Here is a 26936-nt window from a genome sequence, read left to right as displayed (position 1 = left end):
GATACGTGAGACGGATGTGGCCAGACGAATTTGCCTTTCTGCTGGACGGCGCGGAAGAGGTTGACCTGCATATTCCATCGGGTGCACACGACGACAGTTCGCCCGAAGAAACGATATCCAAGAAGGCTTTGAAAGCCCGCATCAGCCAGCAGGATTTTGAAAAGATTTGGCATCTTGCAGAGGCTCGCTATCGGCTGACCGGCAGGTTTTCGGGCAAGGCGATTACGCTGATCGCCAACAATCCTCACTATCAGAAATGGCATCCCTCCGACGGCGGCAGCGTCGAGAGCGTGTCCGATAGCGGTCAGAAATACACGACGCGCTATGTGATCGTGCATTTTCTCGTTGATGATGTTCGCGAGCTGGTCGAAGCCTGAACTCCGCAGGAACGGTTCTTGCCATTGACTGGTCGAAGGGCCTTTCGAAATCCAGCGGTGCCGAGTAATTCTTGGCATCGCTTGGCGGCGTGTTAGAGGTGAGCTTCAATATCTGCGCAAGACTACGATGAGCAGCGCGTGTCCGTAGTCCACTGAAATGCCTCTATACTGGTGCCGTCTTTGATCTCTCCGATGGCAGGGTGACGTACTGACCTTCCGCAGGCTTTACCGCTGCTGCGATGTAAAAATTTCCTCTGAATTAAAATAGTTTTCCTTTAAAGAAGGAAAAACGCTTTATGCCGGAGGATCACATGGCAAAGGACAGCACAAAGACCGAGCCTGCGCTTTTGTCGCAGGACCCGCATGCGGTTCGCGAGCCGAGGGTCAATAATCTCGAAATGGCGATCGGCCATGAGGTGCGTGCCTATCGCAAGAAGCTGGGCATCACGGTCACCGATCTCGCATCGGCCACCGGCGTATCGGTGGGAATGCTCTCAAAGATCGAAAACGGTAATATTTCCCCGTCCCTCACCACGCTGCAGACGCTTTCAAAGGCGCTCGGCGTGCCGATCACGGCGTTCTTCCGTGGCTTCGAGGAGCCGCGCAGCGCCACCTTCGTCAAGGCGGGCCAAGGGGTGAACATCGAGCGTAGAGGCACCCGCGCCGGCCATCAGTACAGCCTGCTTGGCCATATCGACAACAATACCAGCGGCGTCACCGTCGAGCCCTATCTCATCACGCTGACGACGGACTCGGATGTATTTCCGACCTTCCAGCATGAGGGCATGGAGTTCCTCTACATGCTGGAGGGAGAGGTGGTTTATCGCCACGGCGAGCAGCTTTTCACCATGCAGGCGGGAGACAGCCTGTTTTTTGATGCTGATGCGCCGCACGGACCGGAGGAGCTGGTGAAGCTTCCCGCTCGCTATCTGTCGATCATTTCCTATCCGCAAAGGCGTCTGACAAATGATTGAAAAGTTGCCTTAGAAGAAAAAAATATTCCTGATAGTTGACGAGATGGAATTCCATATGCTAGCTCTTCATTCAGAAACGAATGGAGGTGCCTGTCGATGTGCGGCATTGTTGGACTATTCCTGAAAGACAAAAGCCTTGAACCGCAGCTGGGTGAGCTGCTTTCGGACATGCTCGTGACCATGACGGATCGTGGACCGGATTCCGCCGGCATCGCGATCTATGGAAGCGCTGCCGATGGCCGGGCAAAAGTAACCATCCAGTCGGCCGATCCCGTCACCGATTTTTCGGGCCTTGCCGAAGCGCTGAAGGAAAATGGCGTTGAAGCTTCGGTTGCGGTGAAAAGCACCCACGCGGTCCTGGATATTCCATCGGCAAAGCTCACGGAAATTCGCTCGGTCCTGGCTGCCATCCGCCCGAATGTGCGGGTGATGGGCTCCGGCGACAGCGTGGAAATCTACAAGGAAACCGGCCTGCCGAAAGATGTCGTCGCCCGTTTTGGCGTGCGCTCCATGGCGGGCAGCCATGGCATCGGCCACACCCGCATGGCAACGGAATCGGCTGTGACGACGCTTGGCGCACACCCCTTCTCCACCGGTGCCGACCAGTGCCTGGTGCATAACGGTTCGCTCTCCAACCACAATAATCTGCGTCGGGAACTGGTACGCGAGGGCATGACCTTCGAAACCCAGAACGACTCGGAAGTGGCCGCCGCGTATCTCACGGCTGAAATGGCCAAGGGCAAGGATCTGGGCGAAGCGCTGACCGGCGCGCTCGATGATCTCGACGGGTTCTTTACCTTCGTCGTCGGCACCAAATCCGGTTTCGGCGTGGTGCGCGATCCCATCGCCTGCAAGCCGGCGGTGATGGCCGAGACCGATCAATATGTCGCTTTCGGCTCTGAATACCGCGCGCTGGTCAATCTGCCCGGCATCGAAAATGCCCGCGTCTGGGAGCCGGAGCCGGCGACCGTCTATTTCTGGGACCATGAAAAGGCCGCGTGAAACCGTCATCGGCGCATATTGCGAAAGTCATATCCATGCCAGTTTTCGATCTCTCCCACACGCCTTTGCGTGAACTCAACAGCGCGCTCCATGGGCTTTCCTCGGGCACAAACGACACCGAATTCGAAGTTGTCAATCCGCGCGGCCACCATGCCGTCGCTGTTGGCATAGACAGCCCCGTCATCGTCGATGTTCGCGGCTCGGTCGGTTATTATTGCGCCGGCATGAATGATGGCGGCACCGTCACCGTTTACGGCTCGGCCGGGCCAGGCGTTGCCGAAAACATGATGTCGGGCACCGTCGTCATCGAGGGCGACGCTTCGCAATACGCAGGTGCCACCGGTCGCGGCGGGCTGCTGGTCATCAAGGGCAATGCCGCTTCCCGCTGCGGCATTTCCATGAAGGGCATCGATATCGTCGTGAAGGGCAATATCGGCCACATGTCCGCTTTCATGGGCCAGTCGGGCCACCTCGTTGTCTGCGGCGATGCGGGCGATGCGTTGGGTGACTCCCTTTATGAAGCGAAGCTTTTCGTGCGCGGCTCGGTCAAAAGCCTCGGCGCCGACTGCATCGAAAAGGAAATGCGGCCCGAACATCTGGAAAAGCTTGCCGAGCTTCTTGAAAAAGCCGGCGTCTCCGATGTCAGCCCAAGCGAGTTCAAACGCTACGGTTCGGCCCGCACGCTCTACAATTTCAACATCGACAACGCCGACGCGTATTGAGGCGAGGGATTTTCCGATGAGCTATCACAACCCCTTCACCCCACCGCGCAAGTCCGCGACTTTCGATGATCATACGCTGGCGGAAATCCGCCGTGCGGCTGCGACCGGCATCTATGATATTCGCGGCGCAGGCACGAAGCGCAAGGTGCCGCATTTCGACGACCTGCTGTTTCTCGGCGCGTCCATCTCGCGTTATCCGCTCGAAGGTTATCGCGAGAAGTGCGATACGACCGTCACCCTTGGCACGCGCTTTGCCAAGAAGCCGATCACGCTGAAAACGCCGATCACCATTGCCGGCATGAGCTTCGGCGCGCTTTCCGGCAACGCCAAGGAAGCGCTCGGCCGTGGCGCGACCATTGCCGGCACGTCCACCACGACGGGCGATGGCGGCATGACGGATGAGGAACGCGGCCACAGCCAGACGCTGGTCTATCAGTATCTGCCGTCGCGTTATGGCATGAACCCCAAGGATTTGCGCCGTGCGGACGCCATCGAGGTGGTCGTCGGCCAAGGCGCGAAACCGGGCGGCGGCGGCATGCTGCTTGGCCAGAAGATTTCCGATCGCGTCGCCAATATGCGCAATTTGCCGAAGGGCATCGACCAACGTTCCGCCTGCCGTCATCCTGATTGGACCGGCCCGGACGATCTGGAAATCAAGATCCTTGAACTGCGCGAAATCACCGATTGGGAAAAACCGATCTACATCAAGGTTGGTGGTGCGCGCCCCTATTACGACACCGCACTTGCCGTGAAGGCCGGTGCCGATGTGGTGGTGCTTGATGGCATGCAGGGCGGCACGGCGGCCACGCAGGACGTCTTCATCGAAAATGTCGGCATGCCCACGCTTGCCTGTATTCGCCCCGCAGTACAGGCGCTTCAGGATCTCGGCATGCATCGCAAGGTGCAATTGGTCGTGTCCGGTGGCATTCGCTCGGGTGCGGATGTCGCCAAGGCTCTGGCGCTTGGTGCCGATGCGGTTGCCATCGGAACGGCGGCGCTGGTGGCGCTGGGCGATAACGACCCGAAATGGGAAGATGAATACCAGAAGCTAGGCACCACGGCCGGCGCTTATGATGACTGGCACGAGGGCAAAGACCCCGCAGGCATCACCACGCAGGACCCGGAACTTGCCGCACGTCTTGATCCAATCGCCGCCGGTCGCCGCCTCGCCAACTATCTGAAGGTCATGACGCTCGAAGCCCAGACCATCGCACGCGCCTGCGGCAAAAACCATCTCCACAATCTGGAGCCGGAAGATCTGGTGGCTCTAACCATGGAGGCTGCGGCAATGGCGCAGGTTCCGCTGGCGGGAACAAACTGGTTCCCGGGTAAAGGCAGCTTTTAAAAAACACAATGGACGGGCGCATTTGGGAGGATGTGGCCGTCTTTTTCGATGAAGTGTCTGATATTCAAAAAAAGGGGAATGACGTGACACTGGACCTCTCCAAGTTTGCTGCCGAAAAAGGCATCAAATATTTCATGATCAGTTATACCGATCTCTTTGGTGGCCAGCGCGCCAAGCTGGTTCCTGCAGAAGCGATTGCCGATATGCAGAAGGGCGGCGCCGGATTTGCCGGTTTCGCCACATGGTTCGATCTGACGCCCGCCCATCCCGATCTCTTCGCAGTGCCGGACGCCTCCTCGGTCATCCAGCTTCCCTGGAAAAAGGATGTGGCCTGGGTTGCTGCCGATTGCGTCATGGAAGACCAGCCTGTGGAACAGGCGCCGCGCGTCGTTTTGAAAAAGCTCATCGCGGAAGCGGCCGGGCAAGGGCTGCGGGTCAAAACCGGCGTGGAACCGGAATTTTTCCTCATTTCGCCGGACGGCGCGAAAATCTCCGATGAGTACGACACGGCGGAAAAGCCCTGCTACGACCAGCAGGCAGTGATGCGTCGTTACGATGTGATCGCGGAAATATGCGACTACATGTTGGAGTTGGGCTGGAAACCCTACCAGAACGACCATGAGGACGCGAACGGCCAGTTCGAGATGAACTGGGAATATGACGATGCGCTCCAGACGGCGGATAAACATTCCTTCTTCAAGTTCATGGTCAAGTCGGTTGCCGAAAAGCACGGGCTGCGCGCGACATTCATGCCGAAGCCTTTCAAGGGTCTGACCGGCAACGGCTGCCACGCTCATATTTCGGTCTGGGATCTGGACGGCAAGGTCAACGCTTTTGCCGACAAGGCAATGCCTTTCGGGCTCTCCGCAAAGGGCAAGACGTTTCTGGGCGGCATCATGAAACATGCCTCCGCTCTTGCGGCCGTCACCAATCCGACGGTTAATTCCTACAAGCGCATCAACGCGCCGCGGACCATCTCGGGCGCGACCTGGGCGCCGAACACGGTGACCTGGACCGGGAACAACCGCACCCACATGGTTCGCGTGCCAGGGCCGGGGCGTTTCGAACTGCGTCTGCCGGATGGCGCCGTGAACCCCTATCTGCTCCAGGCCATCATCATTGCGGCCGGTCTGTCGGGTGTCCGCTCACAGGCCGATCCCGGTCCGCATCACGATATAGACATGTATCGCGAAGGTCATACCGTGACGAATGCGCCGAAACTGCCGCTCAATCTTCTCGATGCGCTGCGCGAATACGAGAAGGACGAGGAACTGCAGCAGGCATTGGGCATGGAGTTCTCAAAGGCCTATCTCAAGCTCAAGCAGGGCGAGTGGAACGCTTATTGCGCGCAATTCACTGCCTGGGAGCACCAGACAACGCTCGACGTTTGAGTTCGGGTTTCCCCGCCGCCCTCGCGGCTTTTCCCCGCGCTCGTCAGACAGCGCGGGGTTTTTCCAGTATCGATGACAGAGAGAGTGCCGGATGACGAACTTCGTCCTGACCGTAACCTGCAAGTCCACCCGAGGTATCGTCGCTGCCCTTTCAGGCTTTCTCGCTGAAAAAGGCTGCAACATCGTCGATAGTTCGCAGTTTGATGATCTCGGTACGGGCCGTTTCTTCATGCGCGTGGGCTTCATTTCCGAAGAGGGAGCAAAGCGTGACGACTTGATGGCTGGACTGATGCCGATCTCGCAGAAATTCGGCATGGAAGTGGCGCTTCATGACCAGTCCGAGCGGATGAAGGTCCTGCTGATGGTGTCGCGCTTCGGCCATTGCCTGAACGATCTGCTTTACCGTTGGCGCATCGGGGCCTTGCCGATCGATATTGTTGGCGTCGTCTCCAACCATTTCGATTACCAGAAAGTGGTGGTCAATCATGATATTCCCTTCCACCACATTCCAGTGACGAAGGAAAACAAGCCACAGGCTGAAGCCCGGATCATGGATATTGCCGAAAGCACCGGAACCGAGCTGATCGTGCTTGCGCGTTATATGCAGGTGCTTTCCGACCGGATGTGCGAGACGATGTCGGGGAAGATCATCAACATCCACCATTCTTTCCTGCCGTCCTTCAAGGGCGCCAACCCTTACAAGCAGGCCTATCAGCGCGGCGTGAAGCTGATCGGTGCGACGGCCCACTATGTCACCGCCGATCTCGATGAAGGTCCGATTATCGAGCAGGATATTGTGCGTATTACCCATGCCCAGAGCGCGGAGGATTATGTTTCGCTCGGCCGGGATGTCGAGGCGCAGGTTCTGGCACGCGCCATCCACGCCCATATCCACCACCGTACTTTCATCAACGGTAACCGCACCGTGGTCTTCCCGCCAAGCCCGGGCAGCTATGCATCGGAACGGATGGGGTGACGCGGCATTGCGACAAGCGGGTCGCGCGCTGTTGCCATAAACATGGTGCGCGGCTAAATAAGTTGGTACGCCATAATATAAAGAGCCAGAACCTGTTTTCACGCCCGGCGGGCGGAAGCGGGATGTGCCAAACGAGGTGATACCATGACCGGTGCTTTGCAGGGAACTGCCATTCGCGTTGAGCGTCCGACCAAGACGCTGAGGGAGCTTGCGCTCGACAAGGTGCGCGACGCCATCGTGAACGGTTACTTCCGTCCGGGAGATCGCCTCGTAGAGCGCGATCTCTGCGCCCAGCCGGGCGTTTCCCGCACCATCGTGCGCGAAGTCCTGCGGCATCTGGAGTCCGAGGGGCTGGTGGCGAATTTGCCGAACAAGGGGCCGATGGTTGCGCTGCTCGATCTCGCCGAGGCCAAGCAGATTTACGAAATCCGCGGTGCGCTGGAGGGAATGGCGGCGCGCCTTTGTGCGGAGCGTCGCGATCCCGCCATTGTCGAGGCGCTTGAGGCTTCACTCGAGCATATTCGCGAAAGTTACGTTGCCAAGGATATGCCCGGTGTTCTCGCGCATACCTCGTCTTTTTATCATACGCTGTTCAGCAAGATCGACCGGCATGTCGCCTGGGGCGTCGTCAATTTGCTGACGGTGCGGATCAACCATCTTCGCTCCATGACGATTAAGACGAAAAGCCGCGATACCGAAGGTCCGGCGCAGATGAAAAAGATCGTCGATGCGATCCGGAAAGGTGACGGGGACGCCGCTTACAAAGCCGCTCTCGATCATGTCACCAGCGCATGTGCTATCGCCGAAGCCGTTCTCACCGCGCAAAAAACGGCTGACTGACGGTTTTTGGCGCTCCGTTCTGCTTGTCTTGCGGTTGCCCAGTTGGCGGCCGCAGGCTCTGCAGTTTTTTGATTTTATGGTTGTTTTACAATAATTTAGAAAAACAAATGACCGCTTATTGACAGGGCAATCCGTTTGGTGTGATGGTATGCCATAATAAATAATATAAAGAGCGGAGCTTAATATGAACTGGTATCCGATTTCCCGGAAATGCATAGCCGTGCGCGCCAAAACCTCTCTGGCGGGCTTTGTCATCAGTCTTCTTGCCGGTGCGGCCGTTGCACAGGACTGCACGCCGAAAATATCCAACGATCACCTCATCAAGCCCGGCCATCTCGTGATGGCGACCAGCCCGACATTGCCGCCCATGGCCTATGCCGACCAACAGGGTGTGCTCAAAGGCCTTCGTATCGAGTTGGGTTATGAAATCGCCAAGCGCCTCTGCCTGAAGCCCGAATATATCAGCACGGAATATGCCACCATGGTGCCGGGCCTGCAGGGCGGCCGCTGGGATATGATCAATGCCGGCCTGTTCGTGACGGCGGAGCGGCGCAAGATCCTGTTCATGATCCCCTATGAGAGTCTCGCCATCAGCATTTCAACGGCCGTCGGTGCATCCGAGCCCATCACCAAGGTGGACGATCTGGCCGGTAAGGCCGTCAGCACCGATATCGGTGGCTATGCCGAGCGCAAGATCAAGGAATTGAACGAGGACTTCAAGAAACGCGGTCTTGCGCCGATGACCATAAACCTGTTCGACAATTACGCGACCGTCTATCAGGCGCTGCGGGCAGGTCAGGTTCAGGCCGCGGTCTCCATCGATCCTGTCGCCAAGCAATACCAGGATCGCGGCGAGTTCACGCATGCACTTTCCGGCATGTACCCTACGCCCGGTTCGCTTTCCTTTGGAAGCAAGGACGTCGCCAGTGCCGTCTCTGCTGCTCTCAAGGAAATGAAGGCCGATGGTTCGCTTGAAAAGCTGATGGGTGGTTATGGCGTGAGCATCGCGCCCGGCGACCTCGCCGTTCTTGGTCCGGAAGGCTGAAATCTCCTCCATCTGAACTGTCAGCGCGGCGGGAGAGTTCTCGCCGCGACCATTCCCGCATGAATTGGAGAAAGACGTGAAGGGTTGGAACTGGGAAGGTTTCTTCGAATACCTGACGAATTATTATCTTTTCGAGGGGGCGATGGTGACGCTCGGCCTCACGGTTTTTGCCATGACGGCGGGTCTTGCGCTGGGCTTCGTCATTGCGGTGATGCGCATGTCGAAATACCGGTTCCTCTCCGGACCGGCCTATTTCTACACCTGGATATTTCGCGGCACGCCGCTGCTGGTGCAGCTCATCATCATCTATACCGGCCTGCCGCAGCTCGGCATCAAGCTGACGGTTCTGCAGTCCACCCTGATCGGCCTGTCGCTTTGCGAGGCCGCTTATCTGTCGGAGATCGTCCGGGCAGGTATCGCCGCGGTTCCCAAAGGCCAAATCAATGCGGCGCGCGCCATCGGCATGACCGAGGCGCAGGTGATGCGCTACATAGTTGCGCCGCAGGCCTTCCGCATCATCATTCCGCCGCTTGGCAATTCCGTCAATGGCGTGCTGAAGACAACGTCGATCGCCTCCATCATTTCCATGGAGGAGCTGCTGCGCCGCACGCAGGTTCTTATCCAGGAAAAGTTCCTCGTTCTGGAGCTCTTCATGGTTGCGGCCCTTTATTACCTCGCCATGACGACCGCCTGGGAACTCATCCAGCGCCGTATCGAGAAACGATTCGGCAAAGCCTACGGCCCAATGTCGGCTGACGTACACTAGGGAGAAGTCCGATGTCTCAAGCAACCAGCATGATCGAACTTCAATCCGTCAACAAATGGTACGGTCCGACCTTTCAGGTTCTGACCAATTGCAGCCTGAATGTCGCCAAGGGCGAAGTCGTCGTGATCTGCGGGCCGCCCGGTTCGGGCAAGTCGACGCTGATCAAATGCGTCAATGCGCTGGAGACGATCGGCAACGGCATCATCACCGTCAACGGGGTTGAGGTGACCAACCCCAAGACCGATATGCCTAAGCTGCGCTCCAAAGTGGGCATGGTGTTCCAGCATTTCGAACTCTTCCCGCATATGACGATCCTCGAAAATCTGTGCATCGGGCAGGAGAAGGTTCTCGGCCGCTCCCCTGCGGAGGCGCTGGTCAAAGCCAACGCCCTTCTGGAGCGGGTGGGGCTTACCGCGCATGCGAAGAAATATCCCGGTCAACTTTCCGGCGGTCAGCAGCAGCGCGTCGCAATCGCCCGCGCGCTGGCGATGGATCCGGTCGCCATGCTTTTTGACGAGCCTACATCGGCGCTTGATCCGGAAATGATCAACGAGGTGCTCGACGTCATGGTCTCGCTTGCGCAGGAAGGCATGACGATGATGGTGGTGACGCATGAAATGGGGTTTGCCCGCAAGGTGGCTGACCGCATCGTCTTCATGGATGGCGGCGAGATCGTCGAGATCGGCGAGGGTGACAGCTTCTTCACCAATCCGAAGACGGATCGCGCACGCTCGTTCCTGTCGAAAATCCTGGCGCATTGACGCCACGGTGACCGGAGCGGGATGGCGAAATCCCGCTTCAGATCGTGTGCCTTAGGCCGTTCCGAACAACGCAGAATGATAGTGGCGGAGAACCGCAATGATAAACCGTGTCCTGATGCCTCGCGAAATGCTCATCGGCGGTGGCAGCCGTTTCCGATTGCCGTCACTGTTGAAATCTCTGGGGGTGAAGCGCCCTCTACTCGTCTGCGATCCAGTCATGCAGAAACTCGGCCATGCGGATGCGCTTTTGCAGGCGCTTGGCGGTGAGGGTATCGATGCCGCCATTTTTGCGGATGTCGTAGAAGATCCAACGGATATATCCATCGCCACACTGGTGAAACGCGTTTCCGGGGGCGGTCATGATGGTCTCGTCGCACTCGGCGGCGGTAGCGCCATGGATACGGCGAAAGCAGGCGCCATCGTTGCAACCAGTGGCGAAGAGCTGCGGGCGCTGAAAGTTCCAAGGATCGTGGATTTTGCCGTCATGCCGGTAATTGCCATACCCACAACCGCAGGAACCGGATCGGAAGTAACACGCGCCGCCGTCGTGACGGATACGGCTGCCAGCGAAAAAATGCTCATCCTCGGCACTGCCGCTTTGCCCGTTGCGGCCATCATCGATTACGAGCTGACGCTGACCTGCCCTTACCGCGTCACGGTCGATACCGGCATAGATGCGCTGACCCATGCGCTGGAAGCGCTGGTCAACCGCAACGGTAATGCCCATTCCGAGGCGTTGGCGCTGTCCGCGCTGAAACTGATCGGGGCAAATCTCGAAAAAGTCGCGAACGACCCGCAAAACCGGGAAGCACGCGAAGCGATGATGCTCGGGGCGACGCATGCGGGTCTTGCCGTTTCCAACACATCCACAGCGTTGATCCACGGCCTCAGCCGGCCGGTCGGTGCCTTTTTCCATGTTCCGCACGGCATGTCGAATGCGATGGTGCTGCCGTTGGTCACACAATTTTCGTTGAATTCCGCTCTACCGCAATATGCCGCCGCCGCCCGCGCACTTGGTTGCGCCAGTTCGACGGACAGTGACCAGATTGCAGGCGCAAAGATGGTGGAGGCTTTCATCGACCTGAACAGGCGGTTGAAGGTGCCGACCCCGCAGGAATTCGGTATCGACAAAACCCGCTATCTCGATCTTTTGCCGGAAATGGTGCGGCAAGGCCTCGCCTCCGGCACACCGGCAAATAACCCACGGGTTCCGACGGCAGCGGAAATGACGCGCCTTTACGAACTTGCCTTTGACGGCCGCATGGAAGGGCCTTGAGCCATAACCTCCTGTAAGAATTGTTATTTTTCACAACTTCAAGCCGCAGACTTCCGCCACTTGACACCTGCATATTATGGCATACCATAAGACATCATATTTATCGGAGAGAACGCCTATGCCCATCCAGATCCGTAAGACCCTGTTGCAGGTCGAAACAACGTTGATTGAAGGAGGCAAGGCCGCAGCGACACCTTTGAAGCTGTTCACCGCCATCGCGGTCGTGAAAAATCCCTGGGCTGGAAAAGGCTTCGTGGACGATCTCAAACCGGAAATCCACGCCGGGGCGCCGGTGCTGGGCGAACTCCTGACGAAGATGATCCTTGATGCCGTGGGTTCCGGCGAAGCGGTGGAGGCCTATGGCAAGGCGGCCGTCGTCGGGCTGGATGGTGAGATCGAACATGCCTCCGCGCTCATTCACACGCTGCGTTTCGGCAATCACTATCGTCAGGCTGTGGGTGCCAAGTCCTATCTGGCCTTCTGCAATACGCGTGGTCCCGGCAATGCGCCGATCATGATCCCGTTAATGGACAAGAACGATGAAGGCCGCCGTTCGCACTACCTGACTATCCAGACCTCCGTTCCCGATGCTCCGGCTGCCGACGAGATCGTCGTGGCGCTCGGTGCTTCAGTCGGCGGCAGGCCTCATCACCGCATCGGCGACCGGTATCAGGATCTGAAGGATCTCGGTCAGGATGTTGCCAACCCGGCGGGCGTTTGAGGGTGATGCAAATGCAGGAGGCCGCCACCACGTCACGGGTCAATGCTGCAAAGGCAGGTGCTGCCGCGCTCCCTCGCAAGGTGACCGAGGGCGGGGCGGCCTATTTCGAGGCAGGCGCCGGTGAAGACCTGATCCTCATCCACGGTGTGGGAATGCGGCTGGAAGCCTGGAAGCCGCAGATCGAAATCTTTTCAAAGACGCACCGTGTCATCGCGGTAGATATGCCGGGGCATGGCGGCAGTGAACGCCTGCCAGCGGGCAGCTCACTCAAGGATTTTGTCGGCTGGTTCGGCCGCTTTCTTGACGATATGCGGATCGCGCGTGCCAATGTGGCCGGGCACTCCATGGGTGCGCTGATTTCCGGCGGTGCCGCTGCAACCTTTGGAGATCGAATTGCGCGCGTTGGTTATCTGAACGGCGTCTACCGCCGTGATCCGGCCGCGAAGGCTGCGGTTCTTGCACGCGCGGCTGCCATCCGGACCACCGGCGTGGACAAGGAAGGCCCTTTGTTACGCTGGTTCGGCGACGATCCAAAGAGCCAGCAGGCGCGGGAGTTGACGCGGGGCTGGCTGGAAATGGTCGATCCCGAAGGTTACGCGGTTGCCTATACCGCATTTGCGGGCGGCGACGAGACCTATGCGGATCGGTGGCCCTCGGTCATCTGCCCGGCTCTTTTCCTGACGGGTTCGGACGACCCCAATTCGACGTCTTTGATGGCCGAGCAGATGGCGGCGATCACACCGCGCGGTTACGCCCGCGTCGTTGAGGCGCACCGGCATATGGTCAACCTGACCGCGCCTGAAACTGTCAATGCAATGATGGCCGAATGGCTGGCTTCAGAGGAGGAGCCGCAATGACTGTTGCAACCCTTGATCCGCGCGCTTTGCGCGATGCATTCGGCGCTTTCGTTACGGGAGTAACAATCGTGACCACCCGGGACGATGCAGGAAAGCCCATCGGTTTTACCGCCAACTCCTTCACCTCGGTTTCGCTCGATCCGCCGTTGCTACTGATCTGCCTTGCCCGCAGCTCGCGCAATTTCATGACGATGACCGGCACCAAAAACTTCGCGGTCAATATTCTGTCGGAAAGCCAGAAGGACCTCTCCAACACCTTCGCCCGGCCGGTCGAAGACCGTTTCGCCACCGCCAGCTGGTTGGATGCGCCGAAGGGCTCCCCGGTCTTTGCAGACGTCGCGGCCTGGTTCGAATGTTCGATGCAGGAGGTTATCGAGGCCGGCGATCATGTCATTCTGCTCGGCCGTATCGAGGCTTTCGACAATAGCGGCCTGAACGGTCTCGGTTATGCGCGCGGCGGCTATTTCACGCCGATGCTGGCTGCAAAGGCGGTATCGGCAGCGGCAGAGGGCGATATCGTCGTGGGCGCCGTTCTGGAACGGCGCGGCGAGATTTACCTCGTTGGCGACGACGTGCTGTCGCTTCCCGGCTGTGTCGTGGCAAGCGGCGATCCGGTCGCGGCGCTGACATCACGTCTCGAAGACCTGACGGGTCTCTCCGTCAAAACGGGATTTCTCTACTCGGTTTATGAGAACAAGACGGACGGGCGCCAACACGTCGTCTATCACGCGCTTGCCGATGGCGATGAAGCGCCGCGCGAGGGCCGTTTTCTGTTGCCCGGCGCGCTGGCTTCGGCAAAATTCGACTCCGGCGCTACGGCGGATATCGTCAATCGTTTCGTGCTGGAAAGCTCGATCGGCAATTTCGGTGTTTATGTCGGGAACGAGACCGCCGGCAAGGTTCATCCCATCTCCATGAAGGGGCCAAAACCATGAAATTCTCCCTCTTCGTTCATATGGAGCGGCTGGACGCCTCCCAGGACCACAAGACACTCTACGAGGAGTTCGTAACGCTTTGCGAAATCGCCGATCGTGGTGGCATGCATGCCATCTGGACCGGCGAACATCACGGCATGGATTTCACCATAGCGCCCAACCCCTTTGTAACGATCGCCGATCTGGCGCGGCGTACGAAGACGGCACGCCTGGGTACGGGAACGGTGATCGCGCCTTTCTGGCACCCGATCAAGCTTGCCGGAGAAGCGGCGATGGCGGATCTGATCTGTGACGGCCGTCTTGATATCGGCATCGCGCGTGGCGCCTATTCGTTCGAATATGAGCGGCTGCTTCCAGGCCTCGATGCCTGGGGCGCCGGCCAGCGGATGCGCGAGCTTATTCCGGCTGTCAAAGGGGTTTGGGCGGGTGACTACACCCACGACGGCGAATTCTTCAAGTTCCCGGCCACCACATCGGCTCCCAAACCGCTGCAGCAGCCTTTTCCGCCCATCTGGGTGGCGGCGCGTGATCCGAATTCGCATGAATTCGCTGTCGCCAATGATTGCAATGTTCAGGTGACGCCGCTCTGGCAAGGCGATGACGAGGTGGAAACCCTGATGGGCCGCTTCAACGATGCCTGTGCGAAAAATCCGGATAAACAGCGGCCGAAAATCATGCTGCTGCGCCACACCTATGTCGGTTCCGGTGAAGCCGACATTGCCCAGGCGGCCCATGAGATGAGCGTCTACTACAACTACTTCTTTGCATGGTTCAAAAACGAAAAGCCCGTTCATCAGGGTTTGATCGAGCGTATTGCGCCGGAGGAGATTGCCGCAAACGCCATGCTTTCCGGTGATGTCATGCGCAAGAACAACGTTGTCGGCGATGCCGATGAAGTCATTACCCGGCTTAAGGCCTACGAGGCCATGGGCTACGACGAATATTCCTTCTGGATCGATACCGGCATGAGCTTCGAGCGCAAGAAGGCCTCGCTGGAACGCTTCCTTTCCGATGTCATGCCGGCTTTCAAGGAGTAAGATGATGCGCCGTTTCCAATGTTACATCGACGGGCGCTTCGAGGATGGTGAGGCGAGCTTTTCGAGCCTCGACCCGGCAACCGGTGAACCCTGGGCAGAAATGCCGGAAAGCCGCGAAGCGGATATTAGCCGCGCCGTAGAGGCTGCGCATCGGGCGCTTTATGACGATGCCGCCTGGTCGAAACTGACGGCGACGCAACGCGGCAAGCTGCTCTATCGGCTTGCCGATCTGGTTGCCGAAAATGCAAAGACGCTTGCCGAGCTCGAAACCCGTGACACCGGTAAGATCATCCGCGAGACCTCGGCGCAGATTGCCTATGTCGCGGACTATTATCGCTATTATGCGGGCTTGGCTGACAAGATCGAGGGCGCTTACCTGCCGATCGACAAGCCGGACATGGATGTCTGGCTGCGGCGCGAGCCCGTGGGTGTGGTGGCCGCGATCGTCCCGTGGAACAGCCAGCTTTTTCTGGCAGCCGTTAAAATCGGCCCGGCGCTCGCTGCCGGCTGCACAATCGTCATCAAGGCCTCGGAAGACGGACCGGCGCCGCTTCTGGAGTTCGCCCGGCTGGTGCAGGAGGCTGGTTTTCCTGCCGGCGTCGTCAATATAGTCACTGGTTTCGGTGCGTCCTGCGGCACGGCACTCACCACGCACCCCAAGGTGGCCCATATCGCCTTTACCGGCGGGCCGGAAACGGCGCGTCACATCGTCCGCAACTCGGCCGAAAATCTTGCCTCCACGTCGCTCGAACTCGGCGGCAAATCGCCAATCCTCGTCTTTGCCGACGCCGATCTCGAAAGCGCCGCCAATGCGCAGGTCGCGGGAATTTTCGCGGCGACCGGTCAGAGCTGTGTTGCCGGATCACGGCTGATTGTCGAGAGAAGCGTGAAGGATCGCTTCCTCGGGATTTTGAAGGCGAAGGCTGAGGCGATCCGCATCGGCTCGCCGCTGGACATGGCAACGGAAGTGGGGCCGCTCGCGACCGAGCGGCAGCGCAAGCATATTGTCTCTCTGGTCTCTGCTTCCGAAAAAGCCGGTGCGAAGGTGGTGACGGGCGGTGTGGCGGTGGATGGCGCTGGTTATTTCTACCCTCCGACCATTCTCGATTGTGACGGCATTCGTTCGCCGTCCATGGAAAGGGAGTTCTTCGGCCCGGTTCTTTCGGTTGTTTCCTTCGAAACCGAGGCGGAAGCGATCGCTTTGGCCAATGACACGGTCTATGGCCTCGCCTCGGGCGTCTTCACGCAGAACCTGACGCGCGCCCATCGACTGATGAAGGCGATCCGCGCCGGTGTGGTTTGGGTGAACACCTATCGCGCCGTCTCACCGATTGCGCCTTTCGGGGGGTTCGGTCTTTCCGGTGATGGTCGCGAAGGCGGGCTTGCGGCAGCGCTCGATTACACGCGCACGAAGACCATATGGCTTAGAACCTCCGATGACCCGATCCCCGATCCATTCGTGATGCGGTGACGCGATGTTTTACGAGATCCGCACCTACCGGCTGAAGAACGGCGCCATTCCGGCCTACCTTGGGGTTGTCGAGGAGGAAGGCATCGAAATCCAGAAAAGCCATTTGGGCGAGCTGGTGGGTTACTTCTTTTCCGAGATCGGGCCGATCAATGAAATTGTCCACATCTGGGCTTTTTCCAGCCTGGATGACCGCGAAGAACGGCGCGCGCGGCTACTGGCCGATCCACGCTGGTTGTCTTTCCTGCCTAAGATCCGCGACCTCATTGAAGTCGCCGAAAACAAGATCATGAAGCCGGCGCCTTTTTCACCGCTGAAGTGAATCTGCCGGCCGCGAAGTGCATGCCAACAACAAGCTCTAAAACGGAGTAAGGGAACATGAGATCGAAACTGGTATTGATGACATGCGCAGCAATTTTCGCCCTGGGCGCATCCGCACAGGCGAATGATCTGGTTTTTTCCAGCTGGGGAGGAACCACGCAGGACGCGCAGAAGGCGGCCTGGGCCGAAAAATTCATGGTGGCGACCGGCATCAACGTGCTTCAGGATGGCCCGACGGACTATGGCAAGCTGAAAGCCATGGTCGAGGCGAACGGCGTGACATGGGATGTGGTCGACGTGGAGGGCGACTACGCCGCGCAGGCCGGGCCGAAGGGCCTGCTGGAGAAGCTTGATTTCGCCGTCATCGACAAAACGAAGCTAGACCCTCGTTTCGTCACTGATTACTCCGTCGGAAGCTTCTATTATTCCTTCGTCATCGGCTGCAATGTTGATGCTGTAGCCGCCTGCCCCAAGAGCTGGGCCGACCTTTTCGATACGGCAAAGTTCCCCGGCAAGCGCACCTTTTACAAGTGGTCCGCGCCGGGTGTGATCGAAGCAGCCCTGCTGGCCGATGGTGTTGCCGCCGACAAGCTATACCCGCTCGATCTCGATCGCGCCTTCAAGAAGCTGGACACGATCAAATCCGATATCATCTGGTGGTCTGGCGGTGCGCAATCGCAGCAGTTGATCGCTTCTGCGGAGGCACCCTTCGGCAGCGTCTGGAACGGCCGCATGACAGCGCTTGAGAAGAGCGGTGTGAAGGTGGAGACCTCCTGGGAGCAGAACATCACGGCAGCGGATTCCCTCGTGGTTCCCAAGGGAACGAAGAACAAGGACGCGGCGATGAAGTTCATCGCTCTTGCGACCTCCGCGCAGGCGCAGGCGGATATGGCGTCTGCCACGGGTTATGCCCCGGTCAATGTCGAATCCGCAAAGCTGATGGATCCGGAAACGGCAAAGACCCTGCCTGACCAGCAGACAGCGAGCCAGGTCAATGCCGACATGAACTACTGGGCGCAACATCGTGACGAGATCGGTGAGCGCTGGTACGCCTGGCAGGCCAAGTAAGGCAACGGCGCGGGCAGCCAAAAGCGCCCGCGCAAATTTTCACCTCCGGGGAGGTTTGGGCATGGTCTCGCTTACCGATGAAACAGAAAGCCCGAAGACGAAGGTGCGGATGCCCTTCCGGCCCGGCAATTTTGCCGCCACCCTGCCGGCATTCGTTCTGCTTGCCCTGTTCTTCGTCGTGCCGGTTATCATCCTGCTGTCGCGCAGCGTTACCGAGCCTGTTCTGGGCTTTGGCAATTACGCCGCATTGCTGGGCAGCTCCACCTACCTGAAGATTTTCTTCAATACATTCGCGGTCTCGGCGCTGGTCACGCTCGTAACGCTGGTCATCGGTTTTCCTGTCGCGTGGGCGCTTGCCATCATGCCGTCGCGGCTTGCCTCCGTCGTTTTCGCAATTTTGCTTCTGTCCATGTGGACCAACCTTCTGGCACGCACCTATGCCTGGATGGTGCTGTTGCAGCGGACGGGTGTCGTCAACAAGACGCTGATGGGCCTTGGCATCATCGACAAGCCGCTTGCACTGGTCAACAACCTGACCGGCGTCACGATCGGCATGACCTATATCATGCTGCCATTCATCATCATTCCGCTCTATGGCGTCATCCGCAAGATCGATCCGGCCATTCTCCAGGCGGCGGCGCTGTGCGGGGCAACCCGCTTTCAGGCGCTGACCCGCGTTCTCATTCCACTTGCCGCTCCCGGTATGATCTCCGGCGCGCTGATGGTGTTCGTCATGTCGCTTGGCTATTTCGTCACCCCGGCGCTGCTGGGCGGCACGGCGAACATGATGCTGGCCGAGCTTATCGCGCAATTCGTGCAGTCTCTCGTCAACTGGGGCATGGGCGGGGCAGCGGCGCTGGTGCTTCTGGTGGTGACGCTGACGCTTTACGCAATCCAGCTGAAATTCTTCGGCGCGGCCGGGGCAGGGGGGCGCTGACATGCTTTTGAACTACAACAGCCTTGGCGCATGGAAGTGGCTGCTCCTTTTAATCACCGTGCTGACAGCGGCATTCCTTATCCTGCCGATTGTCTTCATCGCTGCTTTGTCCTTCGGCTCGTCGCAATGGCTGATCTTTCCGCCGCCCGGCTGGACGCTGAAATGGTATGCGGATTTCTTTGCCGATCCGAGGTGGCTGGATGCTGCCTGGACAAGCCTGCGTATCGCCGTGATGGTCACAGTCCTGTCGGTGTTGATCGGCCTCGTGGCCTCCTTCGGCCTGGTGCGGGGGCGTTTCATTGGGCGCGAGGGTCTGCGGGCTTTGTTCATGACGCCGATGATCCTGCCTGTCGTGGTGCTGGCGGTGGCGCTTTATGCTTTTTTCCTGAAGCTCGGCCTTGCGGGTACCACCACGGGCTTTGTCATTGCCCATCTTGTCGTGGCGCTGCCTTTCTCCATTCTGGCGTTGACAAGCGCGCTCGAGGGTTTCGACAAATCGATCGAAGACGCTGCAGTGCTATGCGGCGCGAGCCCGCTGCAGGCCAAAATCCGCATCACCTTGCCGGCCATCAGCCATGGCCTGTTCTCAGCCGCGATCTTTTCTTTCCTCACTTCCTGGGATGAGGTGGTGCTGGCGATCTTCATGGCAAGTCCAACGTTGCAAACGCTGCCGGTGAAAATCTGGGCGACGCTGCGGCAGGATCTGACGCCGGTGATCGCCGCTGCATCGACGCTTCTCATCGCGGTGACCATCATTCTCATGCTGCTTGTCGCGGCTGTGCGAAAAGGATTGAAAACATGACCAAACCGCTCCTGCAAATTCGCGGCATCGCCAAGCAATACGGACCGGTCGTTGCCGTTCAGGACGTCAATCTCGAGGTGCAGCCGGGCGAGTTCATGACGTTTCTCGGACCATCCGGTTCGGGCAAGAGCACGACGCTCTACATTCTGGCCGGTTTCGAACAGCCGACGGCGGGCGACATCCTGCTGAACGGCGAAAGCCTGCTCTCCACGCCGTCGCACAAGCGCAATATCGGCATGGTCTTCCAGCGTTACACGCTGTTTCCGCATCTGTCTGTTGGCGAGAATATCGCCTTTCCGCTGAAAGTGCGCCGAAAGAGCAAGGCGGAAATCGATACGAAGGTGAAGGAGATGCTGAGGCTCGTTCGTCTCGAAGGTTTCGAGGACAGAAAGCCTGCGCAGATGTCGGGCGGCCAGCAGCAGCGCGTGGCCTTGGCAAGGGCGCTCGCTTATGATCCGCCGGTTCTTCTGATGGACGAGCCGCTCTCGGCGCTCGACAAGAAGCTCAGGGAAGAGATCCAGTTCGAAATCCGTCGCATCCACCAGCAGACGGAAGTAACGATCCTTTACGTCACTCACGATCAGGAAGAGGCCTTGCGTCTTTCCGACCGGATCGCGGTGTTTTCAAAAGGCGTGATTGACCAGATCGGTACGGGGCCGGAGCTTTACGCTCACCCCACCACCCGCTTCGTGGCCGAATTCATCGGTGACAGCGACTTCATCGCCTGCGATCTCCTCGCCGCCTCGGGCGGCAAGGCGACGGTTTCGCTCGGGCAGAATATCGTCTTTGACCAAATTCCGGTTCATGGCGAAGCTGCGCCGGGAAAAAAGGCGGCGCTGATGCTGCGTCCGGAGCGTTTACAGCTCAGCCGCAACAGGCCCGGCTCTTACGCCGGTTTTCAGGCCACCGTCAGCGATATCACCTTCCTTGGCAACAACGTCCATGTCGTCGCCCATACAGGTTCGGGAGAGCCCTTTGCCGTGCGCCTGCCATTTGGCCATGAGGCGATTTCGGGCCTCAACCGTGGTGATCTCGTGCATCTGGCCTTCGATCCCGCGTCGGCGCAGGTTTTCTGTTGAGGGTCGGAAATATGCATCTTAATGATCCCATGCTCTTCGGCGAGCACGGGAGGACATCTCTACCGGCAATGCGCGCCGACCATCAAGAAACTGGGACTGGAACTTTGCGGCAATGCGCCCTTCATCGTCGACGACGCCGATCTCGATGCGGCCGTGGAGGGAGCGCCGATTTTCCCAGAAGTTGGAGCCGCAGAAAAAACCGTTGCATTTCAATGAGCCATCATGCCCCAGGCAAGTGAACCTAGGGCAAAAAGCCCGAATAAGACAAGGATCACTCCGGACAGGCGGGAAACCCAGCGGGCAAAGGTGGTGGGAAGGCGCTGCCGGGCAAATGCAACGCCGCCGCTCAACATGAACCACCACAATAAAGACCCTAGAAAAACGCCCGCGACCACAAAAAACGCGCTCGTCGCTCCCGATGCGTCAGCAAGGCCGAGACCCGCGAAAATTGCTGCAAAGGACAGTATCGTCATGGGGTTGGTGATCGTCAGGAAAAAGGTCGCGGTGATGGTGCCGAGCAGATCGCGCGCTCCAACCTTGGCCGCTTCTGCCAGAGGTTTGGGCCTCAGGCTTTTCCAGCCGAGCCACAGCATGAAAAGGCCGCCGACGATTTTGAGCGGCGTATCGATTGTCGCAAGGGTTGCCGCGAAAGCGGAAAAGCCGAGCGCTGCGAGGCTGGCATACACGGCATCCGCCAGAGCAGTCCCAAGGCCACCTGCCACTCCCGCCCAGAACCCGCGCTCAAGGGTCCGGTTGATGCAGAGGGCGCCGATGGGGCCGAGCGGGGCTGCGACCGCAAGGCCCAGCACAATGCTTTTCAAAACGAGCATCAGTTCCATCAGTCCACGCTTTCCTTCGGCATAAATGGTCCCTGCACGACAGAAGACAGGGCGATGATCGTTTCGGTACGGGCAAGGAACCCGTTCTGTTTCATTGTCGCCAGAAAGGTTTCGATCTCCGCCAGCGACCCGACGTGAACTTTGACGAGGTAGGACCACTGCCCGGTCACATGGTGACATTCCGCAATAGCGGACTGCGACGCCGCATAGACACGAAACGCGGCCTCGTCCGCATCCGGCGCCAACGCGATCCACACGAAGGCGATCACGGGCAAATCGAATGCGGATGGATCGGCATCAACGGTGATGCGACGGATCGCCCCGCTGGCCGTCAGGCGTCGGATGCGCTCGTTCACGGCCGAAGCGGAAAGCTCCACGACATTTCCGATATCGGCCAGAGAGCGGCGGGCGTCTTCTGCAAGAAGACTGATGATTTTGCGGTCTGTTGAATCCATTTCCGCAGATAATCATGTTTATTATGATAATGAAAGATATTATGCGGAATTTTAGTGAATCGAGCGCAAGCCTTGAGCCGGGGCCAAGATTCCCCCGCAGCTTCGCCGTACCTATAATCTTGGCGGAAGCTTATGCTGTTTCAGCGATTACGGTCGCACTATCCATGCTTCCGGCAGCGTTTCCTGCAAGGCTTGGCGGATGATCGTGGCGAGATGGGCGCTGATTGGATTTTCGTCTTTTCCGGAGCGAAGAAGGCTGAGCCCCAGCGACGGGAGTTGCGGCAAACCGTTGGTGAGTGGATCGAGAACCCGTACGGCAGGCGGCCGGCCGAACGGTGTGCGAAGTGCGATGCCAAGGCCTGCGGCTGTCGCAGCCCACAACCCGCCGAGGCTCGGGCTGACGAATGCAATGCGCCAGGCGATACGCTGTTGATCAAGGTGGTTGCAGGCAATACTACGTAAAAGGCACGGCGCTTCCAAGACTGCAAGTGGCAGCGGCTCTTTCCCGCCGGTCTGCCAGACAGTTTCTGTTTCCGCCGCGCCCAGCCAGCACAGTGGCATGGATGCAACCGTTTCAGCTGGCGAAGCCGTGTCGTCATTCCAAGCCAAGGCGAGGTCAAGATGGCCGGACTCGACCTTCTCCCGCAACTCGCTATTGCGAGCGATGCGCCCTTCGATCCGAACCCGCGGATGGGCGCGTGCGAAACGGCCCAGCACCTGCGGCAACACGGTTTCTCCGAAATCCTCCTGAATCCCGAGGCGGATCCAGCCTGCGAGTTCCGGCCCGCGAACGGCGCTGATCGCCTCGTCATTCAGGCTCAATAAACGCCGGGCATAGGACAGCAGCACTTCGCCGCTCTCGGTCAGCGCCAGCCCCCGGCCGGATTTGCGCACCAGAGCGGTTTCGGCCTGGTCCTCCAGCTTCTTGAGTTGTGCGCTGACCGCAGAGGTCGAACGCCCCAGTCTGTCTGCGGCCTGCGCGAACGACCCGGTCTCGATGCCAATCACGAAACTGCGGAGCGCGTCCAGATCCAAATGGGTAAGGCGCAAATTAAATGTCCCTAAAATCAGGACGTAATGTCCTGAATAATTTGATTTTCAGGATGATGATGTCGTTTCATAGTGTGGCTGTCAATCCTCTTGAACGGAGCGCATTCATGCCTTTCACCCGAATATCTCTGCTTGCAGGCAAATCCACCGACTATCTCAAGGCGGTTTCCGACAGTCTCGACCGCGCGCTTGTCGACTGCTTTGACGTTCCGGAAAACGACCGCTTCGCTGCAATCCACCAGCACCAACCGGGCGAACTGATCTTCGACCGAACATATCGTGGCGGCCCTCGGTCGGATGATTTCATTTTCTTTCATATCACCACGGGCAAGACGCGATCGCCGGAAACCAAGGCGCGCTTCTATGCGAGGCTCGTCGAAAACCTGTCGGCGTCGCCCGGTGTGAGGCCTGAGGATGTGATGGTCGCCATCGTCAACTCGACGTTTGATGACTGGTCCTTTGCATCAGGCGTTTCAGCAGGCACACCGGCGGATGGGAGTGGCCGATGACTGATTTTTTCGACATGCAACCGGCCTGTCCATCCACCATGAGCGTGCGTCGAGCCGGTGACGGAATAGTTGCTGCACCTGAGGGTATCTCCAGCGGATCCTTCCTCGTCCAGATGCTGTTATCGAGCCGGATCGATGGCGAGATGACGGCAATGCGCGCTTTTGTGCCGCCGGGGGTCGTGACCCATTGGCACAGTCATCCGCGCGGCCAGCTTCTCTTCGTGCTGGATGGCATCGGTCTCGTCCAACGCAAGGGTGACGATCCGCGTGAAGTCCGTGCCGGAGATGCGGTGTGGTTTGCGCCCGGCGAAGCCCATTGGCATGGCGCCGCGCCGTCCTGTCCCTTCAGCTATCTCAGCGTCCAGCCGGTCAGGAGTGGAACTGCCGTCCACTGGATGGGACCTGTCAAAAAAGAGGAGAGCACGTCATGATCGCCATGCAATACAGCTTCACGCTGCCTGCCGGCTACGACATGGCGATCATAGACCGGCGCATAAGGGAGAAGGGGCCGCTGCTCGATGGCTTTCCACGCCTGCGTTTCAAGGCCTATCTTTCGGCGAGAAAGCAGGATGCCGGCTTCACCAGTGCTGAAAACCTCTACGCGCCGTTCTATCTATGGGATGAGCCAGAAGGAATAGACAGCTTCCTGTCCGGTCCAGGTTTTGCAGTTCTGACACGGGACTTCGGCTGGCCATCGGTGCAGACATGGCTGGTCTGGCACGCCGACCACGTACCTGATCTTACAGCTTCGCGATATGCCACACGGGAGGTCCGGTCCATAGCGCCCCATTCTGATCTGGCGAAGCTACGCGATACTGCGACCGCGGACGCGCGTTCAGCAATCAGGGCCGGCGCGCTCGCGGCCATAGCCGCATTCGATCCAACAAAATGGCTGCTGCTACAGTTCAACCTCTGGCCGACAGTGCCGGCCGTTACTGAAACAATGCAAACCTACACTGTTGGCCACGTCTCATTGGGGTCGGTTCTGCATTTAGCGGAATGATACCTCACGCACCGGCTCAAAGGGTATTGCGTCGCTCCAGCTCTCATCTATTGCGGTTGCTTTTCTGCCTCACGTAGCGAAATCAGCCGTTTGGTGGATTCGTCCCACAGAATGAGCTTTACGCAGCCCAGGCTGTCGCGAAGGCTGATGCGACCAAGTTTCGCAAGCTCCGGGTAGTCGTGCAGAATCTCTGGCAACCTGTAAAAAGGCACCTTGCTCGACAAATGGTGGACATGGTGCATGCCGATATTGCCGGTGATCCAACGCAGCGGACCCGGAAGATCGTAATACGAGGCGCCATGCATCGCCGCATGGGGAAAAGCCCATTCCGGAGGCTTGGACCAGTGGGTTTCTTCAAACTGGTGCTGGACATAAAACAGCCAGACACCTGCTGACCCGGCAAGCAGCACTATTGGCAGATGAACCAACAGAAAAGGCACGAGCCCTATCGCCCAGATAAGAAGAATGGCCAATACGGCCACACCGGCATTTGTTGCCATTGTCGAAATCCAGGGCAACGCTCCAGACCGCATCATGCCAAACGGTAGCCTTTGTTTGAACAGAAACAGGAAAGCAGGACCGATGCCGAACATCACCAGCGGATGCCTGTACAAGCGATAACCGAGTTTTCCGCGCGGGGAGAGCGCACGATATTCGGTCACGGTCAGAGTTGTAATGTCGCCAACCCCTCGCTCATCGAGATTGCCGGCTGACGCATGGTGTTCCGCATGCGCGCGGCGCCAATAGTCGTAGGGCGTCAGCGTCAGGATACCGATTGCGCGACCCGTCCAGTCATCCCATCGACGGCGCCCGAAAAAAGAGCCGTGTCCGCAATCGTGTTGCAGTATGAAGAGCCTCAACAGGAATCCGGCTGCGGGGATCACCAGAAGCAGGCCAAGCCAGTAACCAAAATGAATCGATACCGACGCTGCTGCCCAAAGGAATACAAAGGGAACAAGCGTCACGGCAAGTTCGTACAGGCTGCGGCCGGTCCGGGGTTTGCGATAATTCGAAAGTATTTTAAGCAGGGCCTTTTCACTCGCGCCGCCAGGTAATTGGGCTGTTAACGTCGCGGTCATGGTTGATAGCAATCCTTCTGGTTGCCTGCATTTCGAAAAAAGTGTTCGCCGCGCTGGCGGTCGTTTTCTGGAATAGCCCGATCTCGAGCCAACACGCGTTGCCGCGGCGGTTCCGTGCTCTGCGCGGCGCGGGCATTCACTGTTTTGTTCATAAATCTTCGAGCTGTAAGCTCGCTCCTGAAATCTGAAACGGTTAATTAAGTCGATCTGCTCGGCGAGGATCTCGCACAACTCTGCGCGGCTGGAACCTGTTCTGTCTAACTGTACCGGCGCTGTTTGCACAGAGGGGCAGGGTGACCTCAAATTGATTGAAGGGTACTAGAATTTAATCGGCACTGGCATTCTCGCGCAGGAGCACAGCTCGACTCGGCAACTAAAATCGCTGAAAAGTTGGAGTGGTGAGCGGGTCTCGGCAACAGGATGGCAATTACTCGTTCAAATACGAGCAATATGCTCGAGGCAACAGACCCTTACCGCAGCATTGTGGCTGTATCGCGCCCGACATGTAAGGTTTCTTGCGATGTATCAGATCGCAGCATCAGGGGTCATCGAAAGCTAATTTTCTTTGTCAAAGCCGGGTCTGGCAGGAGAGTGCCGCTTATGCCAGCAGCCCGCGCATGATCAGTTCGAGATGAATCTTCAGAACGACCTGCTTGTCCAGACTGCGCCGATCGTCGAAAATCAACCGGAAAACCAATGTTCCGACTATGGGTGACATGACGACCTTGGCCAGTTCGGTGGGGTTGGCTCTAAACCTTTTTTTCGCCACGCCATCTTCGAGGATCGTATTGATCCGCTCGAATACCGGCGCCATCACCACGTCATGGTGCTGGTCGATGAGATCGGGGAATTTTGCTCCTTCCGCAACGATGAAGCGAAACAGTTCCCGCATCTTTCTATTGTCGACGAGGGCGTCGAACAGGAATTCAAGAAGCATCCGAAGCTCCTCGACGGGATCATCCGACGTGCGTGCATAAGCCTTGAATGCCTCCTGAAAAGGTGCCGAGGCATGCCTGATCATCGCCTCGAAAAGAGCCTCCTTGGTTTCGAAATAGACGTAGACCGTGCCTTTCGTCACTCCCACCCGCTCGGCAATGTCCTCCACCCGCGTGGCCGTAAATCCTCTCTTGGTGAATTCCTCGAATGCGGCGTCGAGAATTTCCAACGGACGTTGTATCTTCTGTTCTGCGCGTGTCAGTTTTGCTTTTGCCATAACCCCGGATCCCTACGTATTCTTTCGGCACTTGCCTCTTTTTACCCGTCGCAATCGGCGGAAATGACAGGTGGTTTGCCTATAGCAC

General features: G+C 58.4%; 30 protein-coding genes and 1 pseudogene. 26 read left to right on the top strand and 5 right to left on the bottom strand.

The window, feature by feature from the left end; genetic code table 11:
• The first annotated feature begins 14 nt into the window (after positions 1-14).
• From T18_RS11845 to T18_RS27640, 23 genes and pseudogenes are all read left to right on the top strand, one after another.
• Positions 15-377, top strand: a complete 363-nt coding sequence (locus T18_RS11845) for a hypothetical protein (protein ID WP_003511512.1) — start codon at positions 15-17, stop codon at positions 375-377.
• 296 nt (positions 378-673) lie between these two features.
• Positions 674-1351, top strand: coding sequence for a helix-turn-helix domain-containing protein (locus T18_RS11840; protein WP_019564961.1), 678 nt, complete (start codon positions 674-676; stop codon positions 1349-1351).
• A 96-nt stretch (positions 1352-1447) separates the two neighbouring features.
• Positions 1448-2353, top strand: a complete 906-nt coding sequence (locus T18_RS11835; RefSeq protein ID WP_038494325.1) for a class II glutamine amidotransferase — start codon at positions 1448-1450, stop codon at positions 2351-2353.
• 35 nt (positions 2354-2388) lie between these two features.
• On the top strand, positions 2389-3075 hold the full coding sequence (locus tag T18_RS11830) for a GXGXG domain-containing protein (protein WP_035200614.1): 687 nt from the start codon (positions 2389-2391) through the stop codon (positions 3073-3075).
• Between the two features lie 16 nt (positions 3076-3091).
• Positions 3092-4420: an FMN-binding glutamate synthase family protein gene (locus T18_RS11825; protein WP_003511507.1), complete on the top strand. Its 1329-nt coding sequence runs from the start codon at positions 3092-3094 to the stop codon at positions 4418-4420.
• An 83-nt stretch (positions 4421-4503) separates the two neighbouring features.
• Positions 4504-5811, top strand: coding sequence for a type III glutamate--ammonia ligase (gene glnT / locus T18_RS11820; protein WP_003511506.1), 1308 nt, complete (start codon positions 4504-4506; stop codon positions 5809-5811).
• A 91-nt stretch (positions 5812-5902) separates the two neighbouring features.
• Positions 5903-6787: a formyltetrahydrofolate deformylase gene (purU, locus tag T18_RS11815; RefSeq protein ID WP_003511505.1), complete on the top strand. Its 885-nt coding sequence runs from the start codon at positions 5903-5905 to the stop codon at positions 6785-6787.
• Between the two features lie 144 nt (positions 6788-6931).
• Positions 6932-7627 (top strand): GntR family transcriptional regulator, encoded by a 696-nt coding sequence (locus T18_RS11810; RefSeq protein WP_038494322.1) that lies wholly within the window; start codon positions 6932-6934, stop codon positions 7625-7627.
• A 184-nt stretch (positions 7628-7811) separates the two neighbouring features.
• Positions 7812-8672, top strand: coding sequence for a transporter substrate-binding domain-containing protein (locus T18_RS11805; protein WP_046205621.1), 861 nt, complete (start codon positions 7812-7814; stop codon positions 8670-8672).
• A gap of 76 nt (positions 8673-8748) precedes the next feature.
• Complete coding sequence (locus T18_RS11800) at positions 8749-9438, top strand: amino acid ABC transporter permease (protein ID WP_003511502.1); 690 nt, start codon at positions 8749-8751, stop codon at positions 9436-9438.
• 29 nt (positions 9439-9467) lie between these two features.
• On the top strand, positions 9468-10199 hold the full coding sequence (locus T18_RS11795) for an amino acid ABC transporter ATP-binding protein (RefSeq protein WP_038495828.1): 732 nt from the start codon (positions 9468-9470) through the stop codon (positions 10197-10199).
• A 97-nt stretch (positions 10200-10296) separates the two neighbouring features.
• Entirely contained in the window at positions 10297-11475 is a 1179-nt protein-coding gene (locus tag T18_RS11790; RefSeq protein WP_038494319.1) for an iron-containing alcohol dehydrogenase, read from the top strand.
• Positions 11476-11593: 118 nt separating this feature from the next.
• Positions 11594-12196 (top strand): amino acid synthesis family protein, encoded by a 603-nt coding sequence (locus T18_RS11785; protein WP_003511499.1) that lies wholly within the window; start codon positions 11594-11596, stop codon positions 12194-12196.
• A gap of 11 nt (positions 12197-12207) precedes the next feature.
• Positions 12208-13053: an alpha/beta fold hydrolase gene (locus tag T18_RS11780; protein ID WP_003511498.1), complete on the top strand. Its 846-nt coding sequence runs from the start codon at positions 12208-12210 to the stop codon at positions 13051-13053.
• Positions 13050-13988: a flavin reductase family protein gene (locus T18_RS11775; RefSeq protein ID WP_003511497.1), complete on the top strand. Its 939-nt coding sequence runs from the start codon at positions 13050-13052 to the stop codon at positions 13986-13988. The genes T18_RS11780 and T18_RS11775 overlap by 4 nt, the downstream gene beginning before the upstream one ends.
• Positions 13985-15025 carry an LLM class flavin-dependent oxidoreductase gene (locus T18_RS11770; RefSeq protein WP_013761893.1) on the top strand — a complete coding sequence of 347 codons (1041 nt, stop codon included), beginning with the start codon at positions 13985-13987 and terminating at the stop codon, positions 15023-15025. The genes T18_RS11775 and T18_RS11770 overlap by 4 nt, the downstream gene beginning before the upstream one ends.
• Before the next feature lie 4 nt (positions 15026-15029).
• Entirely contained in the window at positions 15030-16496 is a 1467-nt protein-coding gene (locus tag T18_RS11765) for an aldehyde dehydrogenase (protein WP_003511495.1), read from the top strand.
• 4 nt (positions 16497-16500) lie between these two features.
• A complete protein-coding gene (locus tag T18_RS11760; RefSeq protein WP_003511494.1) occupies positions 16501-16815 on the top strand; it encodes an NIPSNAP family protein in 315 nt (104 codons plus the stop codon).
• A gap of 56 nt (positions 16816-16871) precedes the next feature.
• A complete protein-coding gene (locus T18_RS11755) occupies positions 16872-17882 on the top strand; it encodes an ABC transporter substrate-binding protein (RefSeq protein WP_026330721.1) in 1011 nt (336 codons plus the stop codon).
• A gap of 109 nt (positions 17883-17991) precedes the next feature.
• A complete protein-coding gene (locus T18_RS11750) occupies positions 17992-18819 on the top strand; it encodes an ABC transporter permease (protein ID WP_370647636.1) in 828 nt (275 codons plus the stop codon).
• Between the two features lies 1 nt (position 18820).
• A complete protein-coding gene (locus T18_RS11745; RefSeq protein ID WP_003511491.1) occupies positions 18821-19621 on the top strand; it encodes an ABC transporter permease in 801 nt (266 codons plus the stop codon).
• A complete protein-coding gene (locus T18_RS11740; RefSeq protein WP_038494314.1) occupies positions 19618-20700 on the top strand; it encodes an ABC transporter ATP-binding protein in 1083 nt (360 codons plus the stop codon). The genes T18_RS11745 and T18_RS11740 overlap by 4 nt, the downstream gene beginning before the upstream one ends.
• Positions 20701-20736: 36 nt before the next feature.
• Positions 20737-20871 (top strand): annotated as a pseudogene (locus tag T18_RS27640) (aldehyde dehydrogenase family protein); the annotation flags it as partial.
• 38 nt (positions 20872-20909) lie between these two features.
• Here the strand turns inward: T18_RS27640 and T18_RS11730 are convergent.
• The 3 genes from T18_RS11730 to T18_RS11720 form a co-directional block, all read right to left on the bottom strand.
• Positions 20910-21539: a LysE family translocator gene (locus T18_RS11730; protein ID WP_003511488.1), complete on the bottom strand. Its 630-nt coding sequence runs from the start codon at positions 21537-21539 to the stop codon at positions 20910-20912.
• Complete coding sequence (locus T18_RS11725; RefSeq protein WP_038494311.1) at positions 21539-21994, bottom strand: Lrp/AsnC family transcriptional regulator; 456 nt, start codon at positions 21992-21994, stop codon at positions 21539-21541. Before T18_RS11725 ends, T18_RS11730 begins: the two co-directional genes overlap by 1 nt.
• A 147-nt stretch (positions 21995-22141) precedes the next feature.
• Positions 22142-23044 (bottom strand): LysR substrate-binding domain-containing protein, encoded by a 903-nt coding sequence (locus tag T18_RS11720; protein WP_038494308.1) that lies wholly within the window; start codon positions 23042-23044, stop codon positions 22142-22144.
• Positions 23045-23151: 107 nt separating this feature from the next.
• Between T18_RS11720 and T18_RS11715 the strand changes: the two genes are divergently transcribed.
• The 3 genes from T18_RS11715 to T18_RS11705 are packed head-to-tail and all read left to right on the top strand — an operon-like array spanning position 23152 to position 24556.
• Positions 23152-23553 carry a tautomerase family protein gene (locus tag T18_RS11715; RefSeq protein ID WP_038494306.1) on the top strand — a complete coding sequence of 134 codons (402 nt, stop codon included), beginning with the start codon at positions 23152-23154 and terminating at the stop codon, positions 23551-23553.
• On the top strand, positions 23550-23984 hold the full coding sequence (locus T18_RS11710) for a cupin domain-containing protein (protein WP_075807632.1): 435 nt from the start codon (positions 23550-23552) through the stop codon (positions 23982-23984). The genes T18_RS11715 and T18_RS11710 overlap by 4 nt, the downstream gene beginning before the upstream one ends.
• On the top strand, positions 23981-24556 hold the full coding sequence (locus T18_RS11705; protein ID WP_038494302.1) for a DUF4865 family protein: 576 nt from the start codon (positions 23981-23983) through the stop codon (positions 24554-24556). Before T18_RS11710 ends, T18_RS11705 begins: the two co-directional genes overlap by 4 nt.
• Positions 24557-24603: 47 nt before the next feature.
• Here the strand turns inward: T18_RS11705 and T18_RS11700 are convergent, their stop codons facing one another.
• Both T18_RS11700 and T18_RS11695 read right to left on the bottom strand, forming a co-directional pair.
• Positions 24604-25635: a fatty acid desaturase gene (locus T18_RS11700; RefSeq protein ID WP_038494299.1), complete on the bottom strand. Its 1032-nt coding sequence runs from the start codon at positions 25633-25635 to the stop codon at positions 24604-24606.
• 598 nt (positions 25636-26233) lie between these two features.
• A complete protein-coding gene (locus T18_RS11695) occupies positions 26234-26848 on the bottom strand; it encodes a TetR/AcrR family transcriptional regulator (RefSeq protein WP_003511481.1) in 615 nt (204 codons plus the stop codon).
• Positions 26849-26936: the final 88 nt, after the last annotated feature.

The organism is Rhizobium sp. TBD182 (assembly GCF_001950375.1).
Taxonomy (GTDB): Bacteria; Pseudomonadota; Alphaproteobacteria; order Rhizobiales; family Rhizobiaceae; genus Agrobacterium; species Agrobacterium tumefaciens.
Note: the sequence above shows the minus strand (reverse complement) of the source record. Positions and strands in the feature narration are given on the sequence as shown.